The organism is Streptomyces sp. NPDC016677, assembly GCF_055562815.1.
This window is the reverse complement of the sequence record NZ_JBVHEO010000010.1, coordinates 188,889-211,152: the sequence shown is the minus strand read 5'-3', so window position 1 is coordinate 211,152 and position 22,264 is coordinate 188,889. Positions and strand designations below refer to the sequence as shown.

General features: G+C 74.3%; 21 protein-coding genes. 7 read left to right on the top strand and 14 right to left on the bottom strand.

Annotation, left to right across the window (positions count from 1 at the left end; translation table 11 throughout):
• Positions 1–32: 32 nt before the first annotated feature.
• From ACZ3IG_RS25335 to ACZ3IG_RS25325, 3 genes are read right to left on the bottom strand one after another with little or no spacing between them, the layout of a single operon-like run.
• Entirely contained in the window at positions 33–1,475 is a 1,443-nt protein-coding gene (locus ACZ3IG_RS25335; RefSeq protein WP_467434863.1) for a class I adenylate-forming enzyme family protein, read from the bottom strand.
• Positions 1,468–3,012, bottom strand: coding sequence for an FAD-dependent oxidoreductase (locus ACZ3IG_RS25330; RefSeq protein ID WP_467434861.1), 1,545 nt, complete (start codon positions 3,010–3,012; stop codon positions 1,468–1,470). Before ACZ3IG_RS25330 ends, ACZ3IG_RS25335 begins: the two co-directional genes overlap by 8 nt.
• Positions 3,013–3,022: 10 nt before the next feature.
• Positions 3,023–3,985, bottom strand: a complete 963-nt coding sequence (locus ACZ3IG_RS25325) for a helix-turn-helix domain-containing protein (RefSeq protein WP_467434859.1) — start codon at positions 3,983–3,985, stop codon at positions 3,023–3,025.
• A 228-nt stretch (positions 3,986–4,213) separates the two neighbouring features.
• On the opposite strand from ACZ3IG_RS25325, the gene ACZ3IG_RS25320 reads away from it, so the two are divergent.
• Positions 4,214–5,821, top strand: coding sequence for an MFS transporter (locus tag ACZ3IG_RS25320; protein WP_467434857.1), 1,608 nt, complete (start codon positions 4,214–4,216; stop codon positions 5,819–5,821).
• Positions 5,822–5,832: 11 nt separating this feature from the next.
• On the opposite strand, the gene ACZ3IG_RS25315 is transcribed toward ACZ3IG_RS25320, so the two are convergent.
• The gene (locus tag ACZ3IG_RS25315) at positions 5,833–6,720 is read right to left on the bottom strand and encodes a helix-turn-helix domain-containing protein (RefSeq protein WP_467434855.1); all 888 of its coding nucleotides are present in this window, start codon (positions 6,718–6,720) and stop codon (positions 5,833–5,835) included.
• Positions 6,721–6,922: 202 nt separating this feature from the next.
• Between ACZ3IG_RS25315 and ACZ3IG_RS25310 the strand changes: the two genes are divergently transcribed.
• Both ACZ3IG_RS25310 and ACZ3IG_RS25305 read left to right on the top strand, forming a co-directional pair.
• The gene (locus tag ACZ3IG_RS25310; RefSeq protein ID WP_467434933.1) at positions 6,923–7,078 is read left to right on the top strand and encodes a tautomerase family protein; all 156 of its coding nucleotides are present in this window, start codon (positions 6,923–6,925) and stop codon (positions 7,076–7,078) included.
• A gap of 689 nt (positions 7,079–7,767) precedes the next feature.
• On the top strand, positions 7,768–8,985 hold the full coding sequence (locus tag ACZ3IG_RS25305; protein WP_467434853.1) for a wax ester/triacylglycerol synthase domain-containing protein: 1,218 nt from the start codon (positions 7,768–7,770) through the stop codon (positions 8,983–8,985).
• Here ACZ3IG_RS25305 and ACZ3IG_RS25300 read toward each other — a convergent pair.
• The gene (locus tag ACZ3IG_RS25300) at positions 8,921–9,817 is read right to left on the bottom strand and encodes a helix-turn-helix domain-containing protein (protein ID WP_467434851.1); all 897 of its coding nucleotides are present in this window, start codon (positions 9,815–9,817) and stop codon (positions 8,921–8,923) included. The two genes, ACZ3IG_RS25305 and ACZ3IG_RS25300, sit on opposite strands and share 65 nt — an antisense overlap.
• Positions 9,818–9,966: 149 nt before the next feature.
• Between ACZ3IG_RS25300 and ACZ3IG_RS25295 the strand changes: the two genes are divergently transcribed.
• Positions 9,967–10,707, top strand: coding sequence for an alpha/beta fold hydrolase (locus ACZ3IG_RS25295; protein WP_467434849.1), 741 nt, complete (start codon positions 9,967–9,969; stop codon positions 10,705–10,707).
• 15 nt (positions 10,708–10,722) lie between these two features.
• On the opposite strand, the gene ACZ3IG_RS25290 is transcribed toward ACZ3IG_RS25295, so the two are convergent.
• The 4 genes from ACZ3IG_RS25290 to ACZ3IG_RS25275 form a co-directional block, all read right to left on the bottom strand.
• A complete protein-coding gene (locus ACZ3IG_RS25290) occupies positions 10,723–11,106 on the bottom strand; it encodes a VOC family protein (RefSeq protein ID WP_467434848.1) in 384 nt (127 codons plus the stop codon).
• A 78-nt stretch (positions 11,107–11,184) separates the two neighbouring features.
• Positions 11,185–12,813: a sodium/solute symporter gene (locus ACZ3IG_RS25285; RefSeq protein WP_467434846.1), complete on the bottom strand. Its 1,629-nt coding sequence runs from the start codon at positions 12,811–12,813 to the stop codon at positions 11,185–11,187.
• Entirely contained in the window at positions 12,810–13,184 is a 375-nt protein-coding gene (locus tag ACZ3IG_RS25280) for a DUF485 domain-containing protein (protein WP_467434845.1), read from the bottom strand. Before ACZ3IG_RS25280 ends, ACZ3IG_RS25285 begins: the two co-directional genes overlap by 4 nt.
• Positions 13,185–13,469: 285 nt before the next feature.
• Complete coding sequence (locus tag ACZ3IG_RS25275; protein WP_467434844.1) at positions 13,470–14,081, bottom strand: TetR/AcrR family transcriptional regulator; 612 nt, start codon at positions 14,079–14,081, stop codon at positions 13,470–13,472.
• A gap of 87 nt (positions 14,082–14,168) precedes the next feature.
• Between ACZ3IG_RS25275 and ACZ3IG_RS25270 the strand changes: the two genes are divergently transcribed.
• Entirely contained in the window at positions 14,169–15,131 is a 963-nt protein-coding gene (locus ACZ3IG_RS25270) for a zinc-binding dehydrogenase (protein WP_467434843.1), read from the top strand.
• 54 nt (positions 15,132–15,185) lie between these two features.
• Positions 15,186–15,713 carry a DinB family protein gene (locus ACZ3IG_RS25265; RefSeq protein ID WP_467434842.1) on the top strand — a complete coding sequence of 176 codons (528 nt, stop codon included), beginning with the start codon at positions 15,186–15,188 and terminating at the stop codon, positions 15,711–15,713.
• On the opposite strand, the gene ACZ3IG_RS25260 is transcribed toward ACZ3IG_RS25265, so the two are convergent.
• The 5 genes from ACZ3IG_RS25260 to ACZ3IG_RS25240 form a co-directional block, all read right to left on the bottom strand.
• On the bottom strand, positions 15,700–17,835 hold the full coding sequence (locus ACZ3IG_RS25260; RefSeq protein WP_467434840.1) for a S28 family serine protease: 2,136 nt from the start codon (positions 17,833–17,835) through the stop codon (positions 15,700–15,702). The genes ACZ3IG_RS25265 and ACZ3IG_RS25260 overlap by 14 nt on opposite strands.
• A gap of 132 nt (positions 17,836–17,967) precedes the next feature.
• A complete protein-coding gene (locus ACZ3IG_RS25255) occupies positions 17,968–18,174 on the bottom strand; it encodes a hypothetical protein (protein ID WP_467434839.1) in 207 nt (68 codons plus the stop codon).
• A 151-nt stretch (positions 18,175–18,325) separates the two neighbouring features.
• Positions 18,326–18,574, bottom strand: a complete 249-nt coding sequence (locus ACZ3IG_RS25250; protein ID WP_467434838.1) for a DUF5302 domain-containing protein — start codon at positions 18,572–18,574, stop codon at positions 18,326–18,328.
• A 45-nt stretch (positions 18,575–18,619) separates the two neighbouring features.
• Positions 18,620–20,242, bottom strand: coding sequence for a ribosomal protection-like ABC-F family protein (gene abc-f, locus ACZ3IG_RS25245; protein WP_467434837.1), 1,623 nt, complete (start codon positions 20,240–20,242; stop codon positions 18,620–18,622).
• A gap of 170 nt (positions 20,243–20,412) precedes the next feature.
• On the bottom strand, positions 20,413–21,195 hold the full coding sequence (locus ACZ3IG_RS25240) for a class I SAM-dependent methyltransferase (protein WP_467434836.1): 783 nt from the start codon (positions 21,193–21,195) through the stop codon (positions 20,413–20,415).
• A gap of 410 nt (positions 21,196–21,605) precedes the next feature.
• Between ACZ3IG_RS25240 and ACZ3IG_RS25235 the strand changes: the two genes are divergently transcribed.
• Positions 21,606–22,262 (top strand): maleylpyruvate isomerase N-terminal domain-containing protein, encoded by a 657-nt coding sequence (locus tag ACZ3IG_RS25235; protein ID WP_467434835.1) that lies wholly within the window; start codon positions 21,606–21,608, stop codon positions 22,260–22,262.
• Positions 22,263–22,264 lie beyond the last annotated feature (2 nt).

The window sequence follows — 22,264 nt, the reverse complement described above, 5'->3', positions numbered from 1 at the left end:
CCGACGGGCCGGGCCCTCGCTGTGCCGGGCGGCTAACCCCCGCTCGCCAGCCGCCGTTTGTCGGGCTTGCCGGCGGGCGTGAGCGGCACCTCCTCGATGAGGGTGAGCCGGGTCGGCGCGCACGCCTCGCCCAGCCGAGCGGCCACCAGGTCCCGCAGTTCACCGAGGCCGGGGACGCGCCCCTCGGCGGGTACGACGAAGGCGTGCACGGCCTCCCCGGTGCTGTCGTCGGGGACAGCGGTGACGTACGCCTCGGCCACCGCCGGGTGGGTGGCCAGCAGGCGTTCCACGGGACCGGCGTAGTACAGGTTGGCGTTGACGATGATCACGTCGCGGGCCCGTCCGGTGAGCCAGAGCCGGCCCTGACCGTCGAGCCGGCCGAGGTCACGGGTGCGGACCCAGCCGTCCGGGGTGAACACCTCGGCGGTCAGGCCGGGTTCGCGCCAGTAGCCGCGGGCCTGCGACGGGGTGCGCACGAACAGTTCGCCGTCGGTGCCGGGCGGGACGGGGCGGCCATCGGTGTCCCGGACCTCCAGGTCGACGGGCGGGACGCCGAGCGAGCCGGGTTCGTCGTCCGGGGTGGCCATGGAGATCATGCCGGTCTCGGTCTGGCCGTAGCCGTGGAAGACGACCGGACCGAGCACCTCGGCGGCCTCGCGCAGCCGCCCCGGTGACAGCGGGGACCCGGAGACCATCAGCGCGCGCAGCGAGCCGAGGTCCACGGGCGCGGCCCGCTGGCTGGCGACGAGCTTGGTCAGGCGGGCCACGGTGATGACGCTCGCGGTGGCCCGGTGGCGTACGAAGGCGTCGGGGAAGGCGGGCGGGTCGGCGGTGACGAGGGTGCCGCCGGCGGCGAGGGTGAGCAGGCCGTACTCCATCATCACCTGGCTCGCCAGGGTGCCGAAGACCAGGAACCGGTCGAGGCGGGCGGCGAGTTCGCGGACGGCGGGCGGCCAGGCGTCCGGCCGCAGCGCCCAGGCCGCGGTCATCGCCGCGTAGGTCTGGGCGCAGGCCTTGGGCAGGCCGGTGCTGCCGCTGGTGTGGATGAGCCGGGCGACGTCCCTGGGCCGCGCCGTGACCCGCGGCCGGAGGCCGTCGTCCGGTGCCGACAGCAGGTCGTCGAGGGCGAGGACGGCACCGGACGGGACCGTGTCCGGGTCGTCGCAGACCCGGTACGCGACGTCCGTGAGGAGGTGTTCCCGCTGGCGGTCGGTCAGTCCCGGCCGTACGCCGACGACACGGGCGCCGACGACATGGGCGCCGATGACGGCGGCGAACGCCTCGGGGCTGACGCCCAGCAGCAGCGCGACGCCGTCACCGGGGCCGACGCCGTGCTTGCGCAGGCCGTTGGTCACGCGCCGTACGTCCGCGAGGAGCCGGCTCCCGGTGACGGCCCGGTCCAGGTGCTCGAAGACCACGCGGTCGCCCGCCGCGTCGAGGAGGTCGAGCACACCGCCGGGGAACTGCTCAGTCAAGGCAGGCCTTCACGAACGCGACGAGCGGCTGCTGGTGGACGGCCGGGATGTCCCAGTCGTTCTCCAGGTTCTCCGCGAGGTGGTGGGTGCCGGCGAGGACGCCGTCGCGGTAGTGGCGGACGACGGGGTGCAGGTAGACGGAGTCCGCGGCGTGCTCGACGTCGTTCTCGACGACGCGCGGGACGCTGACGTCGAACGGGTCGACGCCGTCGTGTCCGGCCCCGTACTCCAGGTCGACGACGAACCGGTGCGCGGCGGGGCCGAGACCGCCGTCGGTGACGTGGTCGAGCGGGACCTCCGCCTGGTAGCGGGCCCGGTCCCCGTCGACGGTGACCACGTCGCCGAGGAACCCGAACTGCTGCCAGAGCCCGGAGGAGCGGTTGACGCGGGCGATGAGGGCGTCGGCGATCGCCTCCGGGGTCGCGGGCAGTCCGGCGGCGGGCCAGGGGGTGTCGTGGTAGCGGGCGTCGAGGATGCGGCCGAGGGCCCGGACGCCGTAGCGGAAGCCGTGGATGAAGCCGTTGGTGAACTTCTTGAAGTCCCGCTGCTGGGTGAGGGTGCCGGCGAAGTAGAGGTCCGGTACGTTCACCGACTCGTAGGCGGAGGTCTGTTCGGGGAACCGGTCGTCGATGACGAGGGCGGGCCGGCAGGTCTCGTCGAAGACGCTCGCGTCGAAACGGAAGCCGGCGGCCACGATGATCCGGTCGTAGCGCAGTTCGCGCAGCCGTTCCGTCGTACGGGCGTAGCGGAACACCACGCGGAACCCGCCCTCGGGGCTCTTCTCGACGCTCTCCACGGTGCCGTCCAGGACGGCGTTCTGCGACTTGAGCTGGTAGCTGTCCAGGAAGTTGTTGTTCACCGCGCGCAGATGGCCCACGAAGTGGGTCTGCCAGGCCATCTTCAGCGAGTGCGGGCCGGCCACGTGGATGACGGCCGCCTTGGCCATCAGGGACTCGGCGGTCTCGAACGCCGAGTTGCCCTTGCCGACGACCAGGACCCGCTGGTTGGTGAAGGAAGCCGGGTCGGTGTCGAAGTCGTCGTAGCGCTCGGCGAGTTCGATGCCGGGGATGGGCGGTACGTTGAGGCGGGAGACGCCGGTCGCCACGACGATCCGGCGGGCCTGCCAGGTCCGTCCGGAACCGTCGAGGACGGTGAAGACGCCGTCGGCGCGGGAGACGCGGACGACTTCGGTGCCGTACTCGACGTGGACGCCGGTCTTCTCGGCGTAGTCGGCGAGATAGCGCACGAAGTCGTCGGCGCGGGGGAAGTAGTCGTCGCTGTACCGGGTGAACAGCAGTTCCGGATCGTCGCTGAGCAGCGAGTTCCAGTCCATGCGGAGGCGCAGCTCCGGGTCGCTGTATCCGGTGTTGACCTTGTTGATGGATATCAACTGCCGATGCCGGGGGAAGCGGGTGAAGAACGTCCCCGGGCCGCTTCCCCGCTCCAGGACGACGTAGTCGCGTCCGTCGCGTTCCAGGGAAGCGGCGAGCTGAAGTCCGGCCGGTCCGGCCCCGATGATCAGGTAATCGCGCACCATGCAGGGGACGCTAGCGGCGGGAAATCAGAACGTTCTGAGATTGCCGGCCGGGGCGGGCGCGGGCGGCGGGCCGGGACTCGCCGGCCGGCTCGGGGTGGCCGGCGGGGGTGCGCTCCGGGCGGGCGTCGGCGGCCTCCAGACGGAGCACGGCCTCTTCGTCGGGGGTGCCGGGCGCCGCCTGGTAGACCACCATGCGCTGGCCGCCGGTCCGGGCCAGGCTCATGATCTCGTAGGTCAGGGTCATCGTTCCGGCCTTCGGGTGCCGGAAGGTCTTCTGTCCGCCGCCGCGCTCACAGACGTCGTAGCGTTCCCACAGGCGGGCGAACTCCGGTGACTTCACGGCCAGTTCGCCGACGAGGGTGGCCAGTTCCGCGGAGTCCGGGTCGGCGCCGGCCACCGCGCGCAGGTGCGCCACCGAGGAGGCTACGGTCGCCTCCCACGGGTCGTAGAGGGTCCGGCCGACCGGGTGGAGGAAGAGGTAGCGGGTCAGGTTGCGCCGCTCCTCGGGCCAGTCCCACAGGCCGGGCAGCAGCCGCCGGCCGGGCGGGTTGGCGGCGAGGACGCGGTTGAAGCGGTTGACCACGTAGGCGGGCATCGGTCGTACCGACTCCAGCATCCGCAGGACCGAGTCGCGGACGGTGTGGTCGGAGCAGGCGGGCAGGTCGGAGATGCGTCCGGAGGCCAGTTCCGCGAGTTCGTGGAGGCGTTCGTAGGCGTCGCCGCGCAGTCGCAGGGCGCGGCCGAGGGCGTCCACGACCGCGGGGGACGGGTTGGTCTCCCGGCCGCGCTCCAGGCGGATGTAGTAGTCGACGCTCACGCCGGCCAGCGCGGCCAGTTCCTCCCGGCGCAGACCGGGGGTGCGGCGCAGGCCCGCCCCGGCCGGGAGGCCGACGTCCTGCGGGCGCACCTGGGCCCTGCGGGCCTTGAGGTAGCGGCCGAGTTCGGTGCCCCGTGCGTCCCCTGCTGTCACCATCCGCCCATTGTGGCAGCCGGTCGGGGAGCGTGAGGGGCCGTGTCACTGCCTGGCACACGGCACCCCGGTACGACGCGGTCTGCCGGGCGGCGTCCGGAAGGCGGATGGTGGTGGGGAGCGGGCGGCCCGGCTGCCGGGGCCCAGGGGGTGCGTGGCACCGGACCGCGGCCCGGCGGCCGGTGCCGTCCGCCGTCGATCCGTGTCCGTCGTCCGCCCGGGAGCCCCGCCGTGCCTGCCCTTCCTTCCTCGTCCTCGTCCCCGTTCCCGTCCCCGGTTCCGCTCTCGCCCTCGTCCCCGGGTCTGTCCCCGGGCCCGGTACCGGTCCCGGGCCCGGTCTCGCCCTCGTCCCCGGTCTCGCCCTCGCCCTCGTCCCCGGTCTCGCCCTCGTCCCCGGCCTCGGACCCGGTCCCGGACCCGGTCCCGGTTTCCAGTGGTGCCCCCGGGCCGTCGTCGGGCCCCGACGGGCGCGGCGGCCCGCCGGGGCCGGGGCGGCCCGCACCGGGCGGCGGCCTCGCCCTGGTCGCCGCGCTGCTCGGCTTCAGCGTCATCACCATCGAGGTCTCCGCCGTGAACATCGCGCTGCCCGCCGTCCAGGACTCCCTCAGCGGCGGGATGGCGGGACTGCAATGGGTGGTCGACGCGTACACCCTCACCTTCGCCGCCCTGATGCTGTCCGCCGGTGCCCTGGCCGACCGCGTGGGTGCCCGCCGCGCCTACGCCTGGGGCGTGGCCCTGTTCACCGCCGCCTCCCTGGCCTGCGCGCTCGCTCCGGACATGGCCGTTCTGATCGGGGCGCGCGTGGCGCAGGGCGGCGCGGCGGCGATCGTGATGCCGGCCTCGCTGGCGCTGATCCGGCACGCCTACGACGACGCGCGGTCCCGGGCCCGCGCCATCGCCCTGTGGGCCGTCGGCGGCTCGGTGGCGATGGCCGCGGGTCCGGTGCTGGGCGGGCTGCTCACCGACTCGGCCGGCTGGCGGGCCGTGTTCCTGCTGAACCTGCCGGTCGGCGCGGTGATCCTGGGGCTGCTGCTGCGGGTGCCGGTCTCCCCGCGCCGGCCCGCCGCGCTCGACGGGGCCGGGCAGCTGACGGCCGTACTGGCCCTGGCGGGGCTGGCGTTCGCGGTGATCGAGGGCGGGCACCGGGGCTGGACCAGCGGTCCCGTACTGGCGTCCGCCGCGCTCGCCGTCGTCTCCGGGTACGCGTTCTGCACGGTGGAACGCCGGCAGCGGCGGCCGATGGTGCCGCTGGACATGCTGACCGACCGCCGGGTCGCCGTGCCGCTGGCGGTCGGCTTCTCCATCAACGCCGCCTTCTACGGCGGGATATTCCTTCTCGGGCTGTACTACCAGCAGGTGCGCGGCATGTCGGGGACCGTGGCCGGGCTGATGTTCGTCCCGATGTCGGTGCTGGTGACGGCGGTCAACCTGGTCTCGCCGCGGCTGGCGGAGCGGATCGGGCGGCGGTCGGTGATCGTGGCCGGGCAACTGGTGTTCGTCGGCGCGATGCTGGCCCTCCTGCCGCTGGCGGCGCGCACGCCGGTGTGGCTGGTGCTGGTGCTGCTGGTGCCGCTGAGCGTCGGAGGGGCGGTGGTGGTGCCCGCGCTGACGGCGCTGCTGATCGACGCCGTGCCGGGGGAACGCGCGGGAACGGCGTCGGGGCTGCTCAACTCCCTGCGGCAGACCGGCGGAGCGCTCGCCGTGGCCCTGTTCGGCAGCCTGCTCGCCGCCCCGGACGGCGGCTTCTCCCTGCCGGGCATGCGCGTGGGCCTGCTCGTCGTCGCCGTCCTCCTGCTGGCCACCGCCGCGCTGGCCCGGGTCGCGCTGCCCCGGGACTGACCCCGCCCCGCTCAGGAATCCGCGGTCCGGTCGGCGGCCTGCCGGGTCGGGACCCCGTCCGTCCCGATGTCCTGGACGCCGAGCACGGAAAGCAGCTCCAGCTGTCCCGCGCCCTCGCTGCCGGGCGGCGCGGTGAACCACAGCAGGCGCTGGCAGCCGTCCTCGCTGAACAGGCTGTGGCAGTCCAGTTCGATGACGCCCACGGCGGGGTGGACGATGCGTTTGTGGTCGGTCCGCCGCAGGCCGACGTCGTGGGTGTCCCAGAGGGCGGCGAACTCCGGGCTGCGCCGCCGCAGTCCGGCCACCATCCGCCGCACCGTGGGGTCGTCGCCGCGCCGGGCGGCGACCGCCTGGAGGTCGGCGGCGAAGACCCGGGAGTGGTGGGGGTGGTCCTCCACGGGGTAGAGGGTGCGGGCGTCCGGGTCGGTGAACCAGCGGTGGACGAAGCTCGCCTGCGGGCCGCGCACCGCCGGGGCCGGGCCGACGAGCGCGACGGCCAGCGGGTTCTGGACCAGGGTCTCGTGCAGGTCGGTGATGATCTGGGCGGGCGTACCGGCCAGCCGGTCCAGCAGGCCGAGCATGGCCGGCTGGACGTGCGCGTCCGGTCCGTGGGCCGCCGGGGGCACCGGCCGGTCGGCGAGGTGGAAGAGGTGGTCGCGGGCGTCGCCGTTCAGCCGCAGGGCCCGGGCCAGAGCGGCCAGTACCTGGGCCGAGGGCTGGGCGCCGCGTCCGCGTTCCAGCTCGGTGTAGTAGTCGGCCGACAGGCCGGCCAGCTGGGCGACCTCCTCGCGCCGCAGCCCGGGCACCCGGCGCCGGGGCCCGGCGGTCAGACCGACGTCGCGGGGGCGGACGCGACCGCGCCGGGACTTCAGGAAGGCGCCCAGTTCCAAGTGGTTCACGTCGTCCATCGTCGCGCGTACGGGCTCCGCCAGCCAGGGGACGGCGACCCCAGGGTGGGAAAAGCCCTGGCCCGCCCGGGAGCCGTGGCTCAGGCTGAGACCCGTATCGACCGCTCGCGCCCTCACAAGGAGAGCCACCACCATGCCGTTCGCGAACTTCAAGGTCCCCGCCGGTACCCTCGACGAGTAGGAGAAGAAGGAGATCGTCACCCGCGCCACCCAGCTGTTCGTCGACATCTACGGGGAACGGGCCCGCGCCACCACCATGGTCCTGGTCGAGGAAGTCACCGACGGTGGCTGGGGCATCGGCGGTAACGTCCTCACCCTCGCCATGCTCCAGGGGTCGGCCGAGGACTGACCTTCCCGCTAGGGTCCTCGGGAGCCGAACCGCCCTGTACGCACTGCGACGTCACTGTGTCGTTCTGGTGTGCGCCGGGGTGGAACGGGTCTCCCAGGTGACCGAGCTGGTGCCACGGCAGACGTTCACCCGGGCACGCCGCGGACCGGGGCCGGACGGTGTCCGGCTGCGCCGGTCGGCAGGCGTGGGGCCGGGCCGAGCGGCGTCACGCGGGCGGTCGGGCAACGGCCGGACCGCGAGCCGGACGACTCCGGCGAACGGAACGCCGGGCACCGGTCACCCGGCGAGCACGCGGCGCGCGGGGGCATGTACCCCGAGGGTGGCGTGCGAGGGCACGTGCTCCGCGGGGCAGTGCCTCCGTACCCCGTCGGGGCCGGGCGTGCGGGTCATGGGCAGGAGATCGCCTCCCGTGTCGTGTCGATCAGGCACGGTCGGTGTACGAACGCACACCGACCGTCCACGGAGCGCTCGACGAGTCTCTCCGTGGACGTCGAGGCCCACGGGCCGGTCCCGGTGGCCGCTCTGACGGGGCATCACACCGACGTCCCGGGCCGGCTCGCCCTCGCGCTGCCGCGCGCCTTCCTCACCACCGGCCGCCGACGCACCGCACCGCACCACCCGGTGCGCGCTGGGCGCACCCTGACGACGTCGTGTCGTGACCGGCCGGCCCGCGGCCTCGTTGCCGTGGCGTGTACTCCATCAGTGCGACCGACCGCACCTTCCTCACGATGCGGCGGCCACCCGTCGCCGGGTTCTTCCTGGACTTCGACGGCCGGGCGCCGTCCGTGGCCGAGTTGGCGCGGCGCGTCGCGGCCCGGTCCGGCTCGCTGCCCGCGCCGACCTGTCTCCTGCCCGCGGGCCGGGCCCGGTACTGGTCGCCGCACGCCGCCGCCGTCGACCCGGACGCGCACGTCCGCCACTGGCCCGTCCCGGACGGGGAACGGGCCCTCCACGACGCCTGCGCGGCCCTGCTGACACGGGAACTGCCCGGCCGGGCGCGTCCGCCGTGGGACTGCCGGCTGCTCACCCAGTCCTCCGCCGCCGGACGGTTCCGGATCTGCTTCCGCGCGCACCACGCCCTGAGTGACGGGGTCGGAATCGCTCACAGTGCCCTGGCCCTCCTCGCGGACGCCCCGGTGGCCGGGCCGCCGCTGTACCCCGACGCCGGCGGCGGCATCCGCGCGGGCCTGCGCGCCCTACGGGAGACGGCCGCGCCCGCACTCCGCCCCGGCAAGCCCTGGCACGCGCTGCGCCGCGTCACCGGGCCGGGCGGTGGAGCGCGGTGGGCGTACGGCGATGTGCCGCTCGCCCGGCTGCGTGCCCTGGCGGACACCCACCGGGCCAGTGTGAACGACATCGCGCTGGCCGCGCTGGCCCTCGCCCTGCGGTCGTGGAGCACGGAACTGGCACTGCCCGACCCTCCGTCGCCCGCCCGGACGCTGGTGCCGATGTCCACCCGCACGCCGCGGCAACGGCTCGCACCGGGCAACCACATCGCCTTCCACCGGCTGCACCTCCCCGTCACCGCCGCCACGCTGCGGATCTCGGCGGCCGAGGTGCGCCGGCAGACGGACGCCGTGCGGCGCTCGCACCGCCGCGACGCCCTGCGCGCGCTGCTGACCCTGCCCTGCCCGCCGGCCTCGGGGAGCCGCGCGCTGCGTGCCCTGGTCAACACCCGCCTCTATCCCTTCGCCGTGAGCAGCGTCTCCTTCCCGCAGAGCTTCACCTGCTTCGGCGCACGGCTGAGCGCGGCGTCGCTGTTCCTGCACATCGGGGACGACGAGCAGCGGCCCGTGTACCTGTCCTTCACCCGCACCCCGGACACCGTGCGGTGCGCCGTGGTCACCGACGTCCCCCGGGCGCACGCCACCGCGCTCCCCCGCCACTGGGTCCGGGCCCTGGGCTGACGGCGTCCGCCGGTGTCCCGGCCGCGGAGGCGAGCAGGGCCAGCTTGTCGGCGCTGTCGGTGCCGGGGTCCGGGTGGAGCACGACCAGCATCTGGCCCGCCGTACCGCCGATATCCAGTTTCTCCCGGTTCAGTCGGAGGTCTCCGGCCCTGGGGTGGGTGAAACGCGTCGGAGCGCCCTCGCACACCTTGATGTCGTGGCGGGCCCAGAGCCGGCTGAAGCGGGGGCTGGCCAGGGAGAGTCCGCCGACCAGCTCGACGAACCGGGGGTCGTCGGTGTAGGTGCCGGCCGTCTCGCGGAAGACGGCGACCGCGCCCTCGGTGGTCTCCTCCCAGTCCGGGTGGAGGGCCTGTTCGGCGGGGTCGAGGAACAGGTCCCACAGGCGGTTGGCCCCCACCGCCAGCCGCGGCGACAGGGCCGTCGCCAGGGGGTTGGCGGCGAGGATGTCGAAGTACCGGTCCTCGACCACCGCCGGCAGCGGAAGCGTGGCGACGAGCTGGGCGATGCCCGCGGGGACGGTTTCCTCGCGGGGGCCTCGGGACCGCCGGCGCGGCCGGGCGGCGGCGAGGCGCAGCAGGTAGGCCGTCGCGTCGTCGTCGAGCCGCAGCACGCGGGCGAGCGACTCCAGGACCTGCACGGACGGGTTGCGGTCCCGGCCCTGCTCCAGGCGGAGGTAGTAGTCGGCGCTGATACCGGCGAGCATCGCGACCTCTTCCCGGCGCAGTCCCGGCACGCGCCGTGTCCCCGCCGCGGGGATACCGACCTGTTCGGGGGTGACGAGCCGGCGGCGAGCGCGCAAGTAGTCACCCAGCGGGTTCGGTCCGTCGCTCATCCGCCCACTGTAGTGCGCGGGCCGGGTCCCCTTCCTGGCCCTGTCACCCCCAGGGTCGCGGGGACTCTGGCCCGGCCGGGAACCGGAGCGCATAGTGGTCGGTGGCTTCCACGCCGTACGTACGGACCAGCACAGCAAGGAGTACTCCCATGTCGACGTATCTGCTCATACACGGCGCCTGGCACAGCGGCCGGGTCTGGGACCGGGTGGTCCCGTTGCTGGCCTCGGCCGGCCACCGGGCGCTCGCGCCGTCCTTGACCGGGTACGGCGACAAGGCGCACCTGCTCGGCCCCGAGGTGGGACTCGACACCCACGTCGACGACATCGTCGGGCTGCTCGTCGAGGAGGACCTCACCGACGTGGTGCTCGTGGGGCACAGCTACGCCGGGCTGGTCATCTCGGCGGTCGCCGACCGGGTCCCTGAGCGAGTGGGACACCTGGTGTACCTCGACGCGATGGTTCCGCTGGACGGCGAGAGCGCGGTCGATGTCATGCCCGTGGCCCAGCAACTGATCGACCAGGCGCTGAAGTCGGAGAGCGGCTGGCGGATTCCGCCCATGCCCGAACTGCCGCCCCCGGCGGGCCTGTTCGGAGTCACCGACCCTGCGGACATCGCCTGGCTGCGCACGATGGCGTCGGACCATCCGGTGCGCTGCCTCCAGCAGCCCGTCCGGCTGGTCAACCCGGCCGCGGACGCGATCCCGCGGGCCCACATCCACTGCGTCGCCGGTGTGCCTGAGGGGTTCGCCCGGCGGCCCGTCCCCGCGGTGCAGCCGAACGGCGCCCCCGCGCGCGTGTGGGAGCTGCCGACCGGTCACGACTGCATGGTCACCATGCCGGGCGAGCTGACCGAGTTGTTGCTGCGGCTGGCAGCGGTGGAGACCGCGTAACCGCCGGCCTCCTCCTCAGGACCCGCTCGGCGCGTGGCTGAGGTCCACGACGCAGAAGATGTTGCCGTCGGGGTCGGCGAGGACGACGAAGTCGGGCTCGGGCGGGTACAGGTCCCAGTCGACGGCCCGGGCCCCGAGCCCCACCAGCCGCTGGACCTCCGCCCGCTGCTCCTCGGCGCTGTCCGTGAAGAGGTCGAGGTGCAGCCGGGGGCGCGGCTCCGCCGGTGACGCGCTGAGCAGCAGGCCGAGCGCCCGGCCGGAACCGTCGGCGTGGTGGAGCGTGCGCCAGGTCTCGCTGCTCCACTCGTCGGCGGTGACCAGGTCCAGCGCCTGTGTCCAGAAGGCCACCGCGCGGGGCAGGTCCGTGACACCGATGACGGGCATTCCGAGTCGCAGCATGGCACAAGGACAGGCAAGGGCCGTGTCCGGCTTCCGCCCGCGACGCGGGCCGCGCCGGCGCCAGGGGGCGTACGGCGGTCAGTCGTCCGGGGTCCACCCCGGGCGGCCCCGCGGCGGGCCGGCCAGGACCAGGTGTTCGAGGGCCGCGTACCGTTCGCGTTCGCGCCGTGCGCCGCGGCGTCCGCCGCACAGGGTCCCCAGCCAGCCGAACGCGAAGCCCAGCGGCACCGACACCAGGGCGGTCGTCGAGAACGGGAACCAGTTGAAGTCGGCCTCGGGGAAGGCGGCGGCCGGGGAACCGGAGACCAGCCGGGTGCCGGACATCAGAACCAGGGTGACGGCCGAGCCGCCGATCAGGGTGCAGAGCAGGCCGGTGCGGCTGAAGCGGCGCCAGAACAGGGTGAAGACCAGGGCGGGGGCGATGGCCGAGGCGCCCAGGCAGAAGGAGAGCGTCGCCAGCGGCTGCAGGCCGCGGTGCTGGGCCAGGGCGGCCAGTACCGCCACCGGTACTCCGACGACCAGCGCGCTGACCCGGGCCAGGGTCGTCTCCCGCACCGGCCCGAGGCCCTCGCGGCGGGAGGCGGCGACGTCGTGCGCCAGCGAGTTGGCGCAGGCGAGCGTCATCCCGGCGACGGAGGCGAGCAGGGTGAGGAACACCGCCGTGGTGACCGTGCTGAACAGCAGGCTCTCGGCGCGGGACACCTCGGGGCCGAACGCGGCCCGCGCGCCCAGCAGATAGGCCGTGCTGCCGCGCGGGTCCGCCGCGGTGATCCCCGCGCGGCCGACGAGCGCCGTGGCGCCGATGCCGATGACGGTGATCACCAGCATGAACAGGGCCACCGACGACACCGCCCAGGACATGGTGCGCCGCACCTGCGGGGCGCTGCCGGCGGTGTACATGCGCATCGTGACGTGCGGCAGGCAGGCGCCGCCGAGCACGATGGCGACCTGTGTGCTGATCATGTCCGCGCCCGGGTGGGGCCCGTCCGCGAACTGCAGTCCGTACCGCAGGAACGCGTCACCGGCCCCGCTGCGCCGCGCGGCCGTGTCGACCATGGTCCCCGGGTGCCAGTCGAACGTGTACAGGATGAGGGCGGCGACGACCAGTCCCGAGCCCAGCAGGATGACCGTCTTGAGGATCTGGATCAGCGCGGTGCCCTTCATCCCGCCCAGCGCCGCGTAGCTGATCATCAGCAGTCCCGCGCCGACGACGCACCCGGTCTTCATGGTGCTGTCGGAGAAGCCCAGGATGAACGCCAGCAGCTCCCCCACGCCCGCCAGTTGCACGATCATCATCGGCACCAGCGACAGCAGCGTCACCGCGCACGCCGCGATGCGCACGGACCGCCCCGGCATACGCCGGCCCAGCACGTCACCCATGGTGAACCGGCCCGTGTTGTGCAGGGGTTCGGCGAGCAGCACCATCAGCAGCAACAGGGACAGCAGGGTGCTCAGGGCCAGGACGACACCGTCGTAGCCGCACAGCGCGATGACCCCGCCGATGGTCAGGACCGTGGCGGCGGAGATGTAGTCGCCGGCCACGGCCAGGCCGTTGCGCAGCGGCGACAGCGAGCGGTAGCCGGTGTAGAACTCCTCCAGGTCGTCGCGGTCGGGGCCGGTCAGCACGCACAGCAGCAGCGTGAGGGTGACGACACTGCAGAACGCGACGAGGGACCAGGACTGGGCGGCGCCGCCGAGTTCCGTCATCGCGGCGGCGTCCCGTCGCCGTCGGCCGGACGTCCGTACCCGCTGACTCTGCGGGCCCGCGGATCGACGTACCGGCGTGCCGTGTACGCGAAGAGGACGACGGCCAGCCAGGTGACCGGGACCTGTACCAGGGCCAGCAGCAGTCCCGTGGGCAGACCGCCGGGCGCGGGACGGGCCATGAGGGCGGGTGCCTCGACGGTGAGCGTGAGGAAGACGGCGAAGTAGCCGAGGGCGGCGAAGGTGGCCACCCGCCGCTGCCGGCGGCAGGCGCGCCGCAGGCCCCGCAGCGCCCGGTGGTGACCGGACCACGAGGCCGGGCCGGCCCCGTCCCGCTGTCGGACCGGGTACGACTCCGAGTTGTCGCAGGACATCTCAAGTCTCCTAGCACGGCAGGGGGTCCGGCACGCATCGCACGCTATGCGGGTGCCACGGGACACGAAGGGTTTTCCGTCGAACTGTCCGGCGGGGTTCCGCCCGTGGCCGGGCTCCTCCGTTGCCCGTGGTGCCGCTGGGCCGGGAGGAGACCCGAGTGGCGTCCTCCGCCTCGACGCGCGTGGCCTCTCTCCCCCATCGGCCGTAGCCGTCCGTACGTCCGGTGCGGCAGTGCCGGAGCGTCCATCGGTGCGGCCGGGCCCGCTCCCGTGGGGCGGTGCCGCTCAGACCGGCCTGGCCGCCGGCGGCAGCGGCGCGTGGTCCGGGGATGCCTGGAACGCCTGGATGACCAAGGCGGCGAAGCGGCGGGAGGCGGCGGCCCTGGCGGCCGTCGACGGGGCCTGGATGCCCCGGTTGGCCATGAGGACGAGGATCAGGTCGTCCAGCGCGAAGTCGGGCCGCAGCCGGCCGGCGTCCTTGGCGCGCCGGGCCAGCGCGGCGACCGCCCGCACGGTCCGTTCCCGGCCGGCGGCGAAGTCCATGGCGTCGGGATAGGCCGACATGAACGCGTCGGTGAAGCCCCGGTCGTGGGCGTGCAGCGCGCAGATCCTCTCGATCACGCGGCAGAAGCCGTGCCACGGGTCCGGGTCGGCGAGACCTTCCTCGGCGATGTCCTGGCAGGCGCGCACCTGGTCCGCGAAGGCCTCGGTGACCAGGTCCCGCTTGGTGGGGAAGCGCCGGTACAGGGTCGCGGGTCCGACCCCGGCGTGCCGGGCCACCTCCCGCATCGGTACGCCGAGCCCCCGGGAGGCGAACAGCGCGCGGGCCGCGTCGAGGATGCGGTCACGGTTGTCCAGGGCGTCGGCACGCAGGGTGTGAGGCAAACGGTCGGTCACCGCTCTCACTTTAGCGAAGTGGACGGGGGCGTCCGTTACCGTCCGACGGCGGGGAAACACCACGTCCGAGGCAGTGAGGAGACGGCGTTGAAGGCAGTGGCGATCAAGGCGTTCGGGGGTCCGGAGGGGCTGGCGGTGGTCGATCTGCCGGACCCGGTCCCCGCCGCCGGACAGGTATTGATCACCACCGAGGCGATCGGCGTCGGTGGCGTCGACGCGGTGATCCGCAGCGGTGCGCTCGCCGCGTACGGGTTCCGGGAAGGTCATGTCCCCGGCGGGGAGGTGGCGGGCACCGTGACCGCCGTCGGCGACGGGGTGGACCCGGCCTGGACCGGCCGGCGGGTCTGGGCGTCGACCGGTACGGGCGGCGGCTGTGCCGAGCAGGTGACCGCACCGGTGGCGGAGGTCCTTCCCCTTCCCGCGGGCCTGTCCGCCGTGGCGGCGGTGACGATCGGCAGTTCCTCGGTGGTGGCGCACTTCGGTCTCGCGCACGCCCGGTTCGCCACCGGCGAGTCGGTGCTGGTGCGGGGTGCGGCGGGCAGCATCGGGATCGCGGCGGTCCAGTTCGCCGCCCAGGGCGGGGCCGGCGCGGTGGCGGTCACGACGTCGTCCGCCGAGCGCGGCGCGCTCCTGCGTGGGCTGGGCGCGACCCATGTGCTGGACCGCTCGGGCGAGGGGGGCGAAGACGCTCCCGCCGGATATGACGTCGTCATCGACGTGGTGGCCGGTGCGGACATGCCGTCCTTCTTCGACCGGCTCCTCCCGAACGGCCGGCTGGTCGTCGTCGGCGCGGTCGGCGGGCAGCCGCCGGCGGACTTCGGCACGACGTTGATGGCGGCGTTCCAGAGGTCGCTGTCGTTCGCGACGTTCAGCAGCGCGACGGTGCCCGTGGCGGACCGGCAGACCGTGCGGAACGAGCACTTCGCCGCCGCGGCGCGCGGCGAGCTGCGCACGGTGGTGCACGAGGTGCTGCCACTGGAGCAGGCGGTGCGGGCGCACCGGAAGATGGACGCCGGTGAGGTGTTCGGCAGGATCGTGCTGACGCCGTAGGACGATCTGCGCTGGACGGTCGTGCGCCGGGGCCGCTCCTGCCATGGTGGTTCCATGCAGACGACACCGGACGGCCGGCCCGTCCCGCCGATGTACGCGGACGAGCGTCCCATGCTGGAGGCCTGGCTGGACTTCCACCGTGCGACCCTCGCCCTCAAGTGCGCGGGGCTGCGGGACGACCAGGTACGGCTGGCCGCGGTGCCACCGTCGCCGCTGACGCTGCTGGGTCTCGTCCAGCACCTGGCCGAGGTGGAACGGCACTGGTTCCAGGGCGTGTTCGCGGGCGAGGACGTGCCCCCGGTGTACGGGGCGGCCAACGCCGACGGCTTCGGCCTGGTGCCCGGCCGGGGGCTGGACGAGGCGCTGGCCGTGTGGCGGGCGGAGGTCGCCCGGGGCCGGGAACTCGTCGCGGGCGCGTCGCTGGACGAACGGGGCCGGCTGTCCGCGCGGGACGCCGGCCACGTCGGTGGCGACGGGGTCTCGTTGCGCTGGATCCTGGTGCATCTGATCGAGGAGTACGCGCGTCACAACGGTCACGCCGACCTCATCAGGGAGCGCGTCGACGGAGTCACCGGGGCGTGAGAGGTGTTCCCGTCCAGCGGGCGAGGGCGGACAGCGCCGCGGCGCGGTCGGCTGCGGGAAGGCGCGCGATGGCGACGTGATGGTCGCCGCCGGGCACCCACAGGGCGCGGGAGTCCCGTCCGCCGGGACGGAAGTGCTCGGCGACGGCCGGGTCCCGCTCGCCGTTGACGAACAGCATCCGGTGCCCGTGCCGGCGCACCCAGCGGTCGATGTCGGGCATGGCGTCCGGATCGAAGCGCATCGGGATGTCACGCGGCACGAAGGAGCGCGGCGCGAGCGCGTCCGGATGGCGCAGCAGGCCGGCCAGGTGTGCGACGGGTACGTCCATGTACCCCAGCTGGGTGCCGAGTTGGTAGAAGTACGGGATGTACTCCCGGACCGTGGCGTCGGCGTAGACAGGGAGGGCGGCGGTGGACCAGAGCCATGTGTACAGCTCGTCGGTGGTGGCGTCGGGGCCGGGGATCGCGGGGCCGCTGTTCTGCCAGAACATGAAGGACGCGCGCAGCACCGCGGTCTCGAACGCCCGGTCGGCGCTGCCGATGACGCTGAAGCCGGTGCCCTCGGAGCCGGCCCAGGCCGTGTAGCGGGCGACCATGTCGGCGCGGCGCAGGAGGCATTGGCGTTGCGCCTCCTGGAGGGCGCCGCGTTCGGCGGCGGTGCCCACCGTCTCCAGGAAGCGGAGGTAGGCGCTGTCGTCCTGGTCGTCCACGTTGTTCGGCGCGGAGTAGGCCACGGTGCCGTCCACGTCGTGCGGATGGAACCTGCGGTGGTAGACGCTCGCCATGCCGCCCTTGCTGCCGCCGACGGAGATCCACGCGCCGGGGAGGATACGGCGGAGGGTGCGGATCACCCGGTGGTGGTCGTCGGCGGCCTGCCTGATCGTCAGGTGCCGCCAGTCCGGCGTGCCGGGGGCCGAGGCGCCGAAGAAGCGGTGCTCCACCTCGACCTGGTTGCCGCCCAGCAGCTCGGTCGGTTCGGTCCTCTCGGGGGTCAGCCCGGCCGCGTACCCGCCGGTGTACACGACGGTGGGCCGGCCGGCGGAGGTGTGCAGGAGCGCCAGCCGCTGTTCGAAGGTGCCGGCGGCCGGGTCGGTGTGGTCGACCGGCTGGCGCAGCCCGAGGACGAAGAACCGGTACCCGGGGTGACCGGCCGGCTGCTCCGCCACGATCCTGAGTCCCGGCAGGGCCCTCAGCCGTGCCACCAGGCCGTCGTGGACCGAGCCGTGCGCGGGTGCCGTCCCCGTGGCGGCGAGCCCGGTGGCGGAGGCCGCCGTGAGCAGCAGGCGTCGTCTGGTCCAGTCGCGCATCGTGGTCCTTCCGTTCGGTTTCGTTCCGTAGGGGGTGACGGCGTCTGTGGCCGACCGCTCCAGTACAGCGGTCCGGCGCGGCGGGGAGATCCCGCCCGTGGGGGACGGGGCTCCCCCGGGCGGGGGAGAGACGGCCGGGCACGGCGGGCGCGGGACAGGGACGACGGGGCGAAGACGGGCCGCTTCGCGGCCGGAATACCAACGTCTCGTGTCCCCCCCGTCCCCGCCCGCAGACGGCCCGCCGCACGCTGCTCGCCCTGGCCGGTGCGGTGGGCGCGTCCAGTCCCGCGACGGCCCCGGCCGGACCCGGGTGCGGTCGCTGGTACTGGCGACCGGGCTGTCGGGCGCGCCGTACGGCACCTTCGGCAGCCGCCTGGCCCGGAAGATCGACCGGCGGGTGGGCGCCCTGCGCGTCGATGTCGTCAACACCTCGGCGAGCATCCGCGGCCTCCGGCTGCCCGGCTCCGGCGACGCCGACCTCGTTCTGGTGCTCGGGGACAGTGCCGCGGACGCCTTCGAGGGCACCGGCGGGTTCTCCCGGTCGAGCCCAATGTCGGCGCCGGCCCGGATCACCCGGGCGAGCAGCAGCACGGCCGCGCCCCGGTAGCCGGCCTGGGAGTGGCTGGGGGCGACGGCGATGAGGAGGGCGCTGAGCGACATCATGAGCACGGTCACGGTCAGCGCGGCCTTGCGGCCCTTGCGGTCGCCGGGCCGGCCGAGCAGCCAGCCGCCCACGGGCCGCACGAAGAAGCCGACCGCGAAGATGCCGGCGGTGTGCAGGAGTTGGGAGGTGGCGTCGCCCTCGGGGAAGAACATCGCCTTCCAGGGGCTCGGCGCGGGGGCCCGCGCAGGTCGCAGCAGCTTGACCGGCCGCCGCGGCGGCAGCCAGAGCCCTCGGGCGAGACCTGGTCGGCGCTTGAGACTTCGCCGCCGGACGCACCGGCGCGTTCACGCGGAGGGTCCCGGCACGGACGCCCGCCGTGCGGTGCTGCGTCGGGCGACGGCCTCGGCCACCTCGTCGACGGCGGTGCGCAGCAGGTCGCCGTGGGGGCCCTGCGGAAGGCCGGGGACGTGTTTCCGCGCCGCGGCGATGTGCGGGGTCAGACCGCTGCGCCGGGCGAAGACGCCGATCGGCATCGAGTCGGAAGGGGGCACGCCGTCTTCATGGAGTCTCGACCGGCTCGAAGGTCAACGGCGTTTCGCCGGGTGAACCCGGTGAACCGGGCGGGCCGGGTAGTCCGGGGAGTCCGGAGGCCGCCGCGGTCCGGTGGTGCGGAGCGCGGCGGCCGGGTGGAGCGGAGGGGTGTCAGCCGGACTTGCGGCGGAAGTTGCGGTTCTGGCCCTTGGGCCCGTTCAAGCCCTTGATCTTCTGGCGTCCGTCCTGGTGGGCCTGCTGGGACCTGCTGGCGCGGGCCTTGCGCTGCAGGGCCTCCTGGAACTTGCGCTTGGCCTCGGCCTCCTCGGTCTGTTCCGTTTCCTCTGTCTTCTCCGTCTCCTGGGTCTTCGCCGTCGTCTCCTCGGGCTGCTCGGTCTTCTTCTGCCGGCCGGCGGTCATGTGGGTCTCCTTCGTTCGGTGGTCGGACGGTGGTCGGTGGGGGCCTCAGGCGGGCGGAGCGGGGCTCCGGTGCCGGGCCGGGAGGGTGAGGTGGCCGCCCCGCCAGCGCTCGCGCAGTCGGCGGTCGTGGGAGACGAGGACGAGGGTGCCGGGGTAGGTGTGCAGGGCCTCTTCGAGTTCCTCGGCGAGGGCCGGCGAGAGGTGGTTGGTGGGCTCGTCGAGGAGCAGGATGTCGCAGGGGCGGCTGAGCAGGCGGGCGAGGGCGAGACGCTGGCGCTGGCCGGTGGAGAGGTCGGTGACGCGGGCGGTGAGCCGGTCGGGGCTGAACAGGCCGAGGGCGAGGAGTCGTTCGGTGTGTTCCTCGGGGGTGCCGGGCAGACCGCGGGCGTAGGTCTCCAGCAGGGTCGTGCCGGGGCGGCCGGAGACGGGCTCCTGGGGCAGGTGGCCGGCGCGGCCGCGCCGGGTCAGCCGGCCGGCGTCGGGGGTGAGGCGGCCGGCCAGCACGCGCAGCAGGGTGCTCTTGCCGGTGCCGTTGTCCCCGGTGATCAGCAGTCGCCCGCCGGCCTCGACGGTGAGGTCGACGGGGGCCAGCCGGCCGTGCACGGTGAGGCCGGTGGCGGTGAGGCCGGTGCCGGTCAGCGGGCTGGGCCGGAACGCGGGGGCGAAGCGGAGCGGCTCCGGGGGCGCCGGAACGGGGTCGGCGAGCAGGCGGCTCAGGCGTTGCCCGGCGCTGCGCACGCGCCCGGCGAGGGCCTGCTGGACGCGGCCGGCGGCCATGCCGTAGGCCATCTTGTTCTTGTCCGTGATGCCCCGGCCGGGGGCCACCCGGCGGGCGGTGGTGGCGGCGCTCTCGCGCAGGGCGTCGACCTCGGCCCGCCAGCGGGCGTGCTCCTCGGCCTGGCGGGCGCGGGCGGCGGCCTTCTCGGCGAGGTAGCCGGCGTAGCCGTTGCCGTAGCGGGTGACGGTGCGGCGGTCGGCGTCGACCTCCAGGAGGGTGGTGGCGACGCGTTCGAGGAAGGCGCGGTCGTGGGAGACCACCACGGTGGTGCCGCGGCGGCTGCGCAGGTGGTCCTCCAGCCAGGTCAGGGCGGCCGTGTCGAGGTGGTTGGTGGGCTCGTCGAGGAGCAGCGCCTCGGGGGCCGACGCGAGGACGGCGGCCAGGCGCAGCCGGACCTGTTCGCCGCCGGAGAGGGCGCCGACGGGCCGGTCGCGGGGCAGCCCGGCCAGACCGAGTCCGTGCAGGGCGCGCTCGACGCGGGCGTCCGCCTCGTAGCCGCCGCGCAGTTCGAAGGCGGTCATCAGCTCGCCGTACTCGGTGAGCGCGGCGCGGCCCCCCGCCGCCATGGCGGTCTCCAGCGCGCGCATCCGGCTCTCGATGGCGCGCAGGTCGCTCAGGGCCTGGTCGACGGCTTGCTGGACGCTGTGGTGGGGCGGGAGCTGTCCGTCCTGCGGGAGGTAGCCGAGGCCGCCGTCGGTCCGGACGACGATGTCGCCGCTGTCGGGCCGCTCGGCACCGGCGAGCAGGCGCAGCAGGGTGCTCTTCCCCGAGCCGTTCTCCCCCACCACTCCGGTGCGTTCACCGGCGCCCAGGGTGCAGGTGACGGAGTCAAGGACGAGTCGGCCGTGGTACGACTTCGTGACGGCGCGGGCGCTGAGCTGCGTGGGCATGCGAGTACTCCGGAACGTTCGCGAGCGAGGCGGCCCGGGTGGGCCGCGGGGTCGGGAGAACGTTCTGGATGAGCATGTCCGCTCCGTTGCCTCGACGACAGTGCACCCACACGCTGGCACGCATCCGGCGGCGGGGCAACCGAGTTTTCCCGGACGGCCGGGCCGGCCGGTCAGTCGTCCGTGCGCGCGCCGGACCGTTCGACGCGCAGTACCTCCTGGTGGTGCGCGATCCGGTAGGTGCCGTCCTCGGTCCAGAAGTGTCGCTGCACGTACTTCTCCACGGCCTCGCGCGTGGGCCGGGTACTGCCGGGGAAGCTGAGGAGGAACCCGGCGACGGTGACCGTCTCCGCCAGGTCGTCGCTGCGGTAGTGGGCGGGGACGGACTCCAGCCGCAGGTCACCGGTCAGGCCGTCCGGTGTCGCGGCGAGTTCGTCCGCGAGCTCCCGCAGGCCGAAGCCGACGCCGGTGAAGTGGCGCACCATCCGCATGCACGCGTTGTCCGGGTCCTGCTGGATCACGAGCAGGGTGCCGCCCGGCTCGACCCATCCCAGGACGCGGCGGAGCGTCGCCGCCCACTCCTCGCGGGGGATGTAGTACAGGACGTGGGAGAGGAGCGCCAGGTCGACGCCGACACCGGGATCGGCGCGGTGCACCGGTTCGGCCAGGACCACCGCGTCGGGGCAGGTGCGGGCGAGGGCCCGGCGCATGGGTTCGCTGGGTTCGACGCACACGGTGCGGTCGAAGGACCGGCCCACATGGCGGGTGGTCGCACCGTCGGCGGGACCGATGTCGAGGAACACGCGCCGGGCCGGCAGCCGGCGCACCACCTCGTCGAGGTAGGCGTGGGTGGTGACCTTCTCGTCGCTGTTGGCCAGGAACCGGGTGAACGCGTCGCGGTAGGCGTCCTCGTCGGTTCGCAGACCGCCGGTCGTCACGGTCTTCGGCGGCTCCATACCTGTGTCCCTTCTCGCGGGCGGCGGGGCGGACCGCGCCGTCCATGGATCCCGACGACTGGACTCTGACACCGTGGTCCGCCGGGCCGCCGCGTGACGCGCGGTGAACGCCGCCCGGACGGAGCGCGCGGAGGCACGGGCGGCGCTTTCGCGCCCCCGCGGGCACCACGTGGTGCGGGGGCGCTTCAGCCGCCCCCGTTCGGGCGACCGACGCGCCGTTGCCGCACCTGCCCGGCGATTGCGCCGGGCACGCTCGATGACTCGGCCGCCGGAACCTGACGCACGACGCCGGCCCCCGCGCGGTGACCGGCCGGCGCCGCCCGTACGGCGGACCGCCCGCGCGCCGCTCGTGGTGGCCCCCTGCCCCAGGCCCGGTTGTCCGCCCGTACGGGCCGCACTACCGTGCCGCCGTGGACCTCTTCTCGCGCTCCTGGGCGGCCCTGCGCGCGGCGGTCGCCGGGCTGGCGGACGACGACTTCGCCCGGCCGTCCGGCTGTACGGGCTGGCTGGTCCGGGACCTCGTGTGCCATCTGGTCATCGACGCCCAGGACGTCCTGATCACCCTCGCGACCCCGGTCGCCGCCGAGCCCACCCGTGACGCGGTGACGTACTGGGAGGTCACCGGGACACCCCCGTCCGGTGACGACCCCCTCGACGCGCTGACCGTCCGGCTGGCCGCCGCGTACCAGGACCCCGGGCTCCTCAAGTTCCACCTGGACGACGTGGGTTCCGCCGCCGGCCGCGCCGCGGAGCGCGCCGGTCCGGGGCTGACGGTCGGCACCCGCGGCCAGGTACTCACCGCGGGCGACTACCTCCTCGCGTACGTACTGGAGTGGACGCTGCACCACCTCGACCTCGTCGCCCGCCTTCCCCACGCCCCGAGGCCGCCCGCGGAGGGACTGGCGCGGTCGCGGGAACTGCTGGAGCGGATCGCCGGTACGGCGTTCCCCGCCTCGTTCTCCGACACGGACGCCCTGCTGCTCGGCACCGGGCGGCGGGTGCCGACCGACGCGGAACGGGCCCGGCTCGGCCCGCCGGCCGCGCGGCTCCCGTTCGTCATCGGATGACG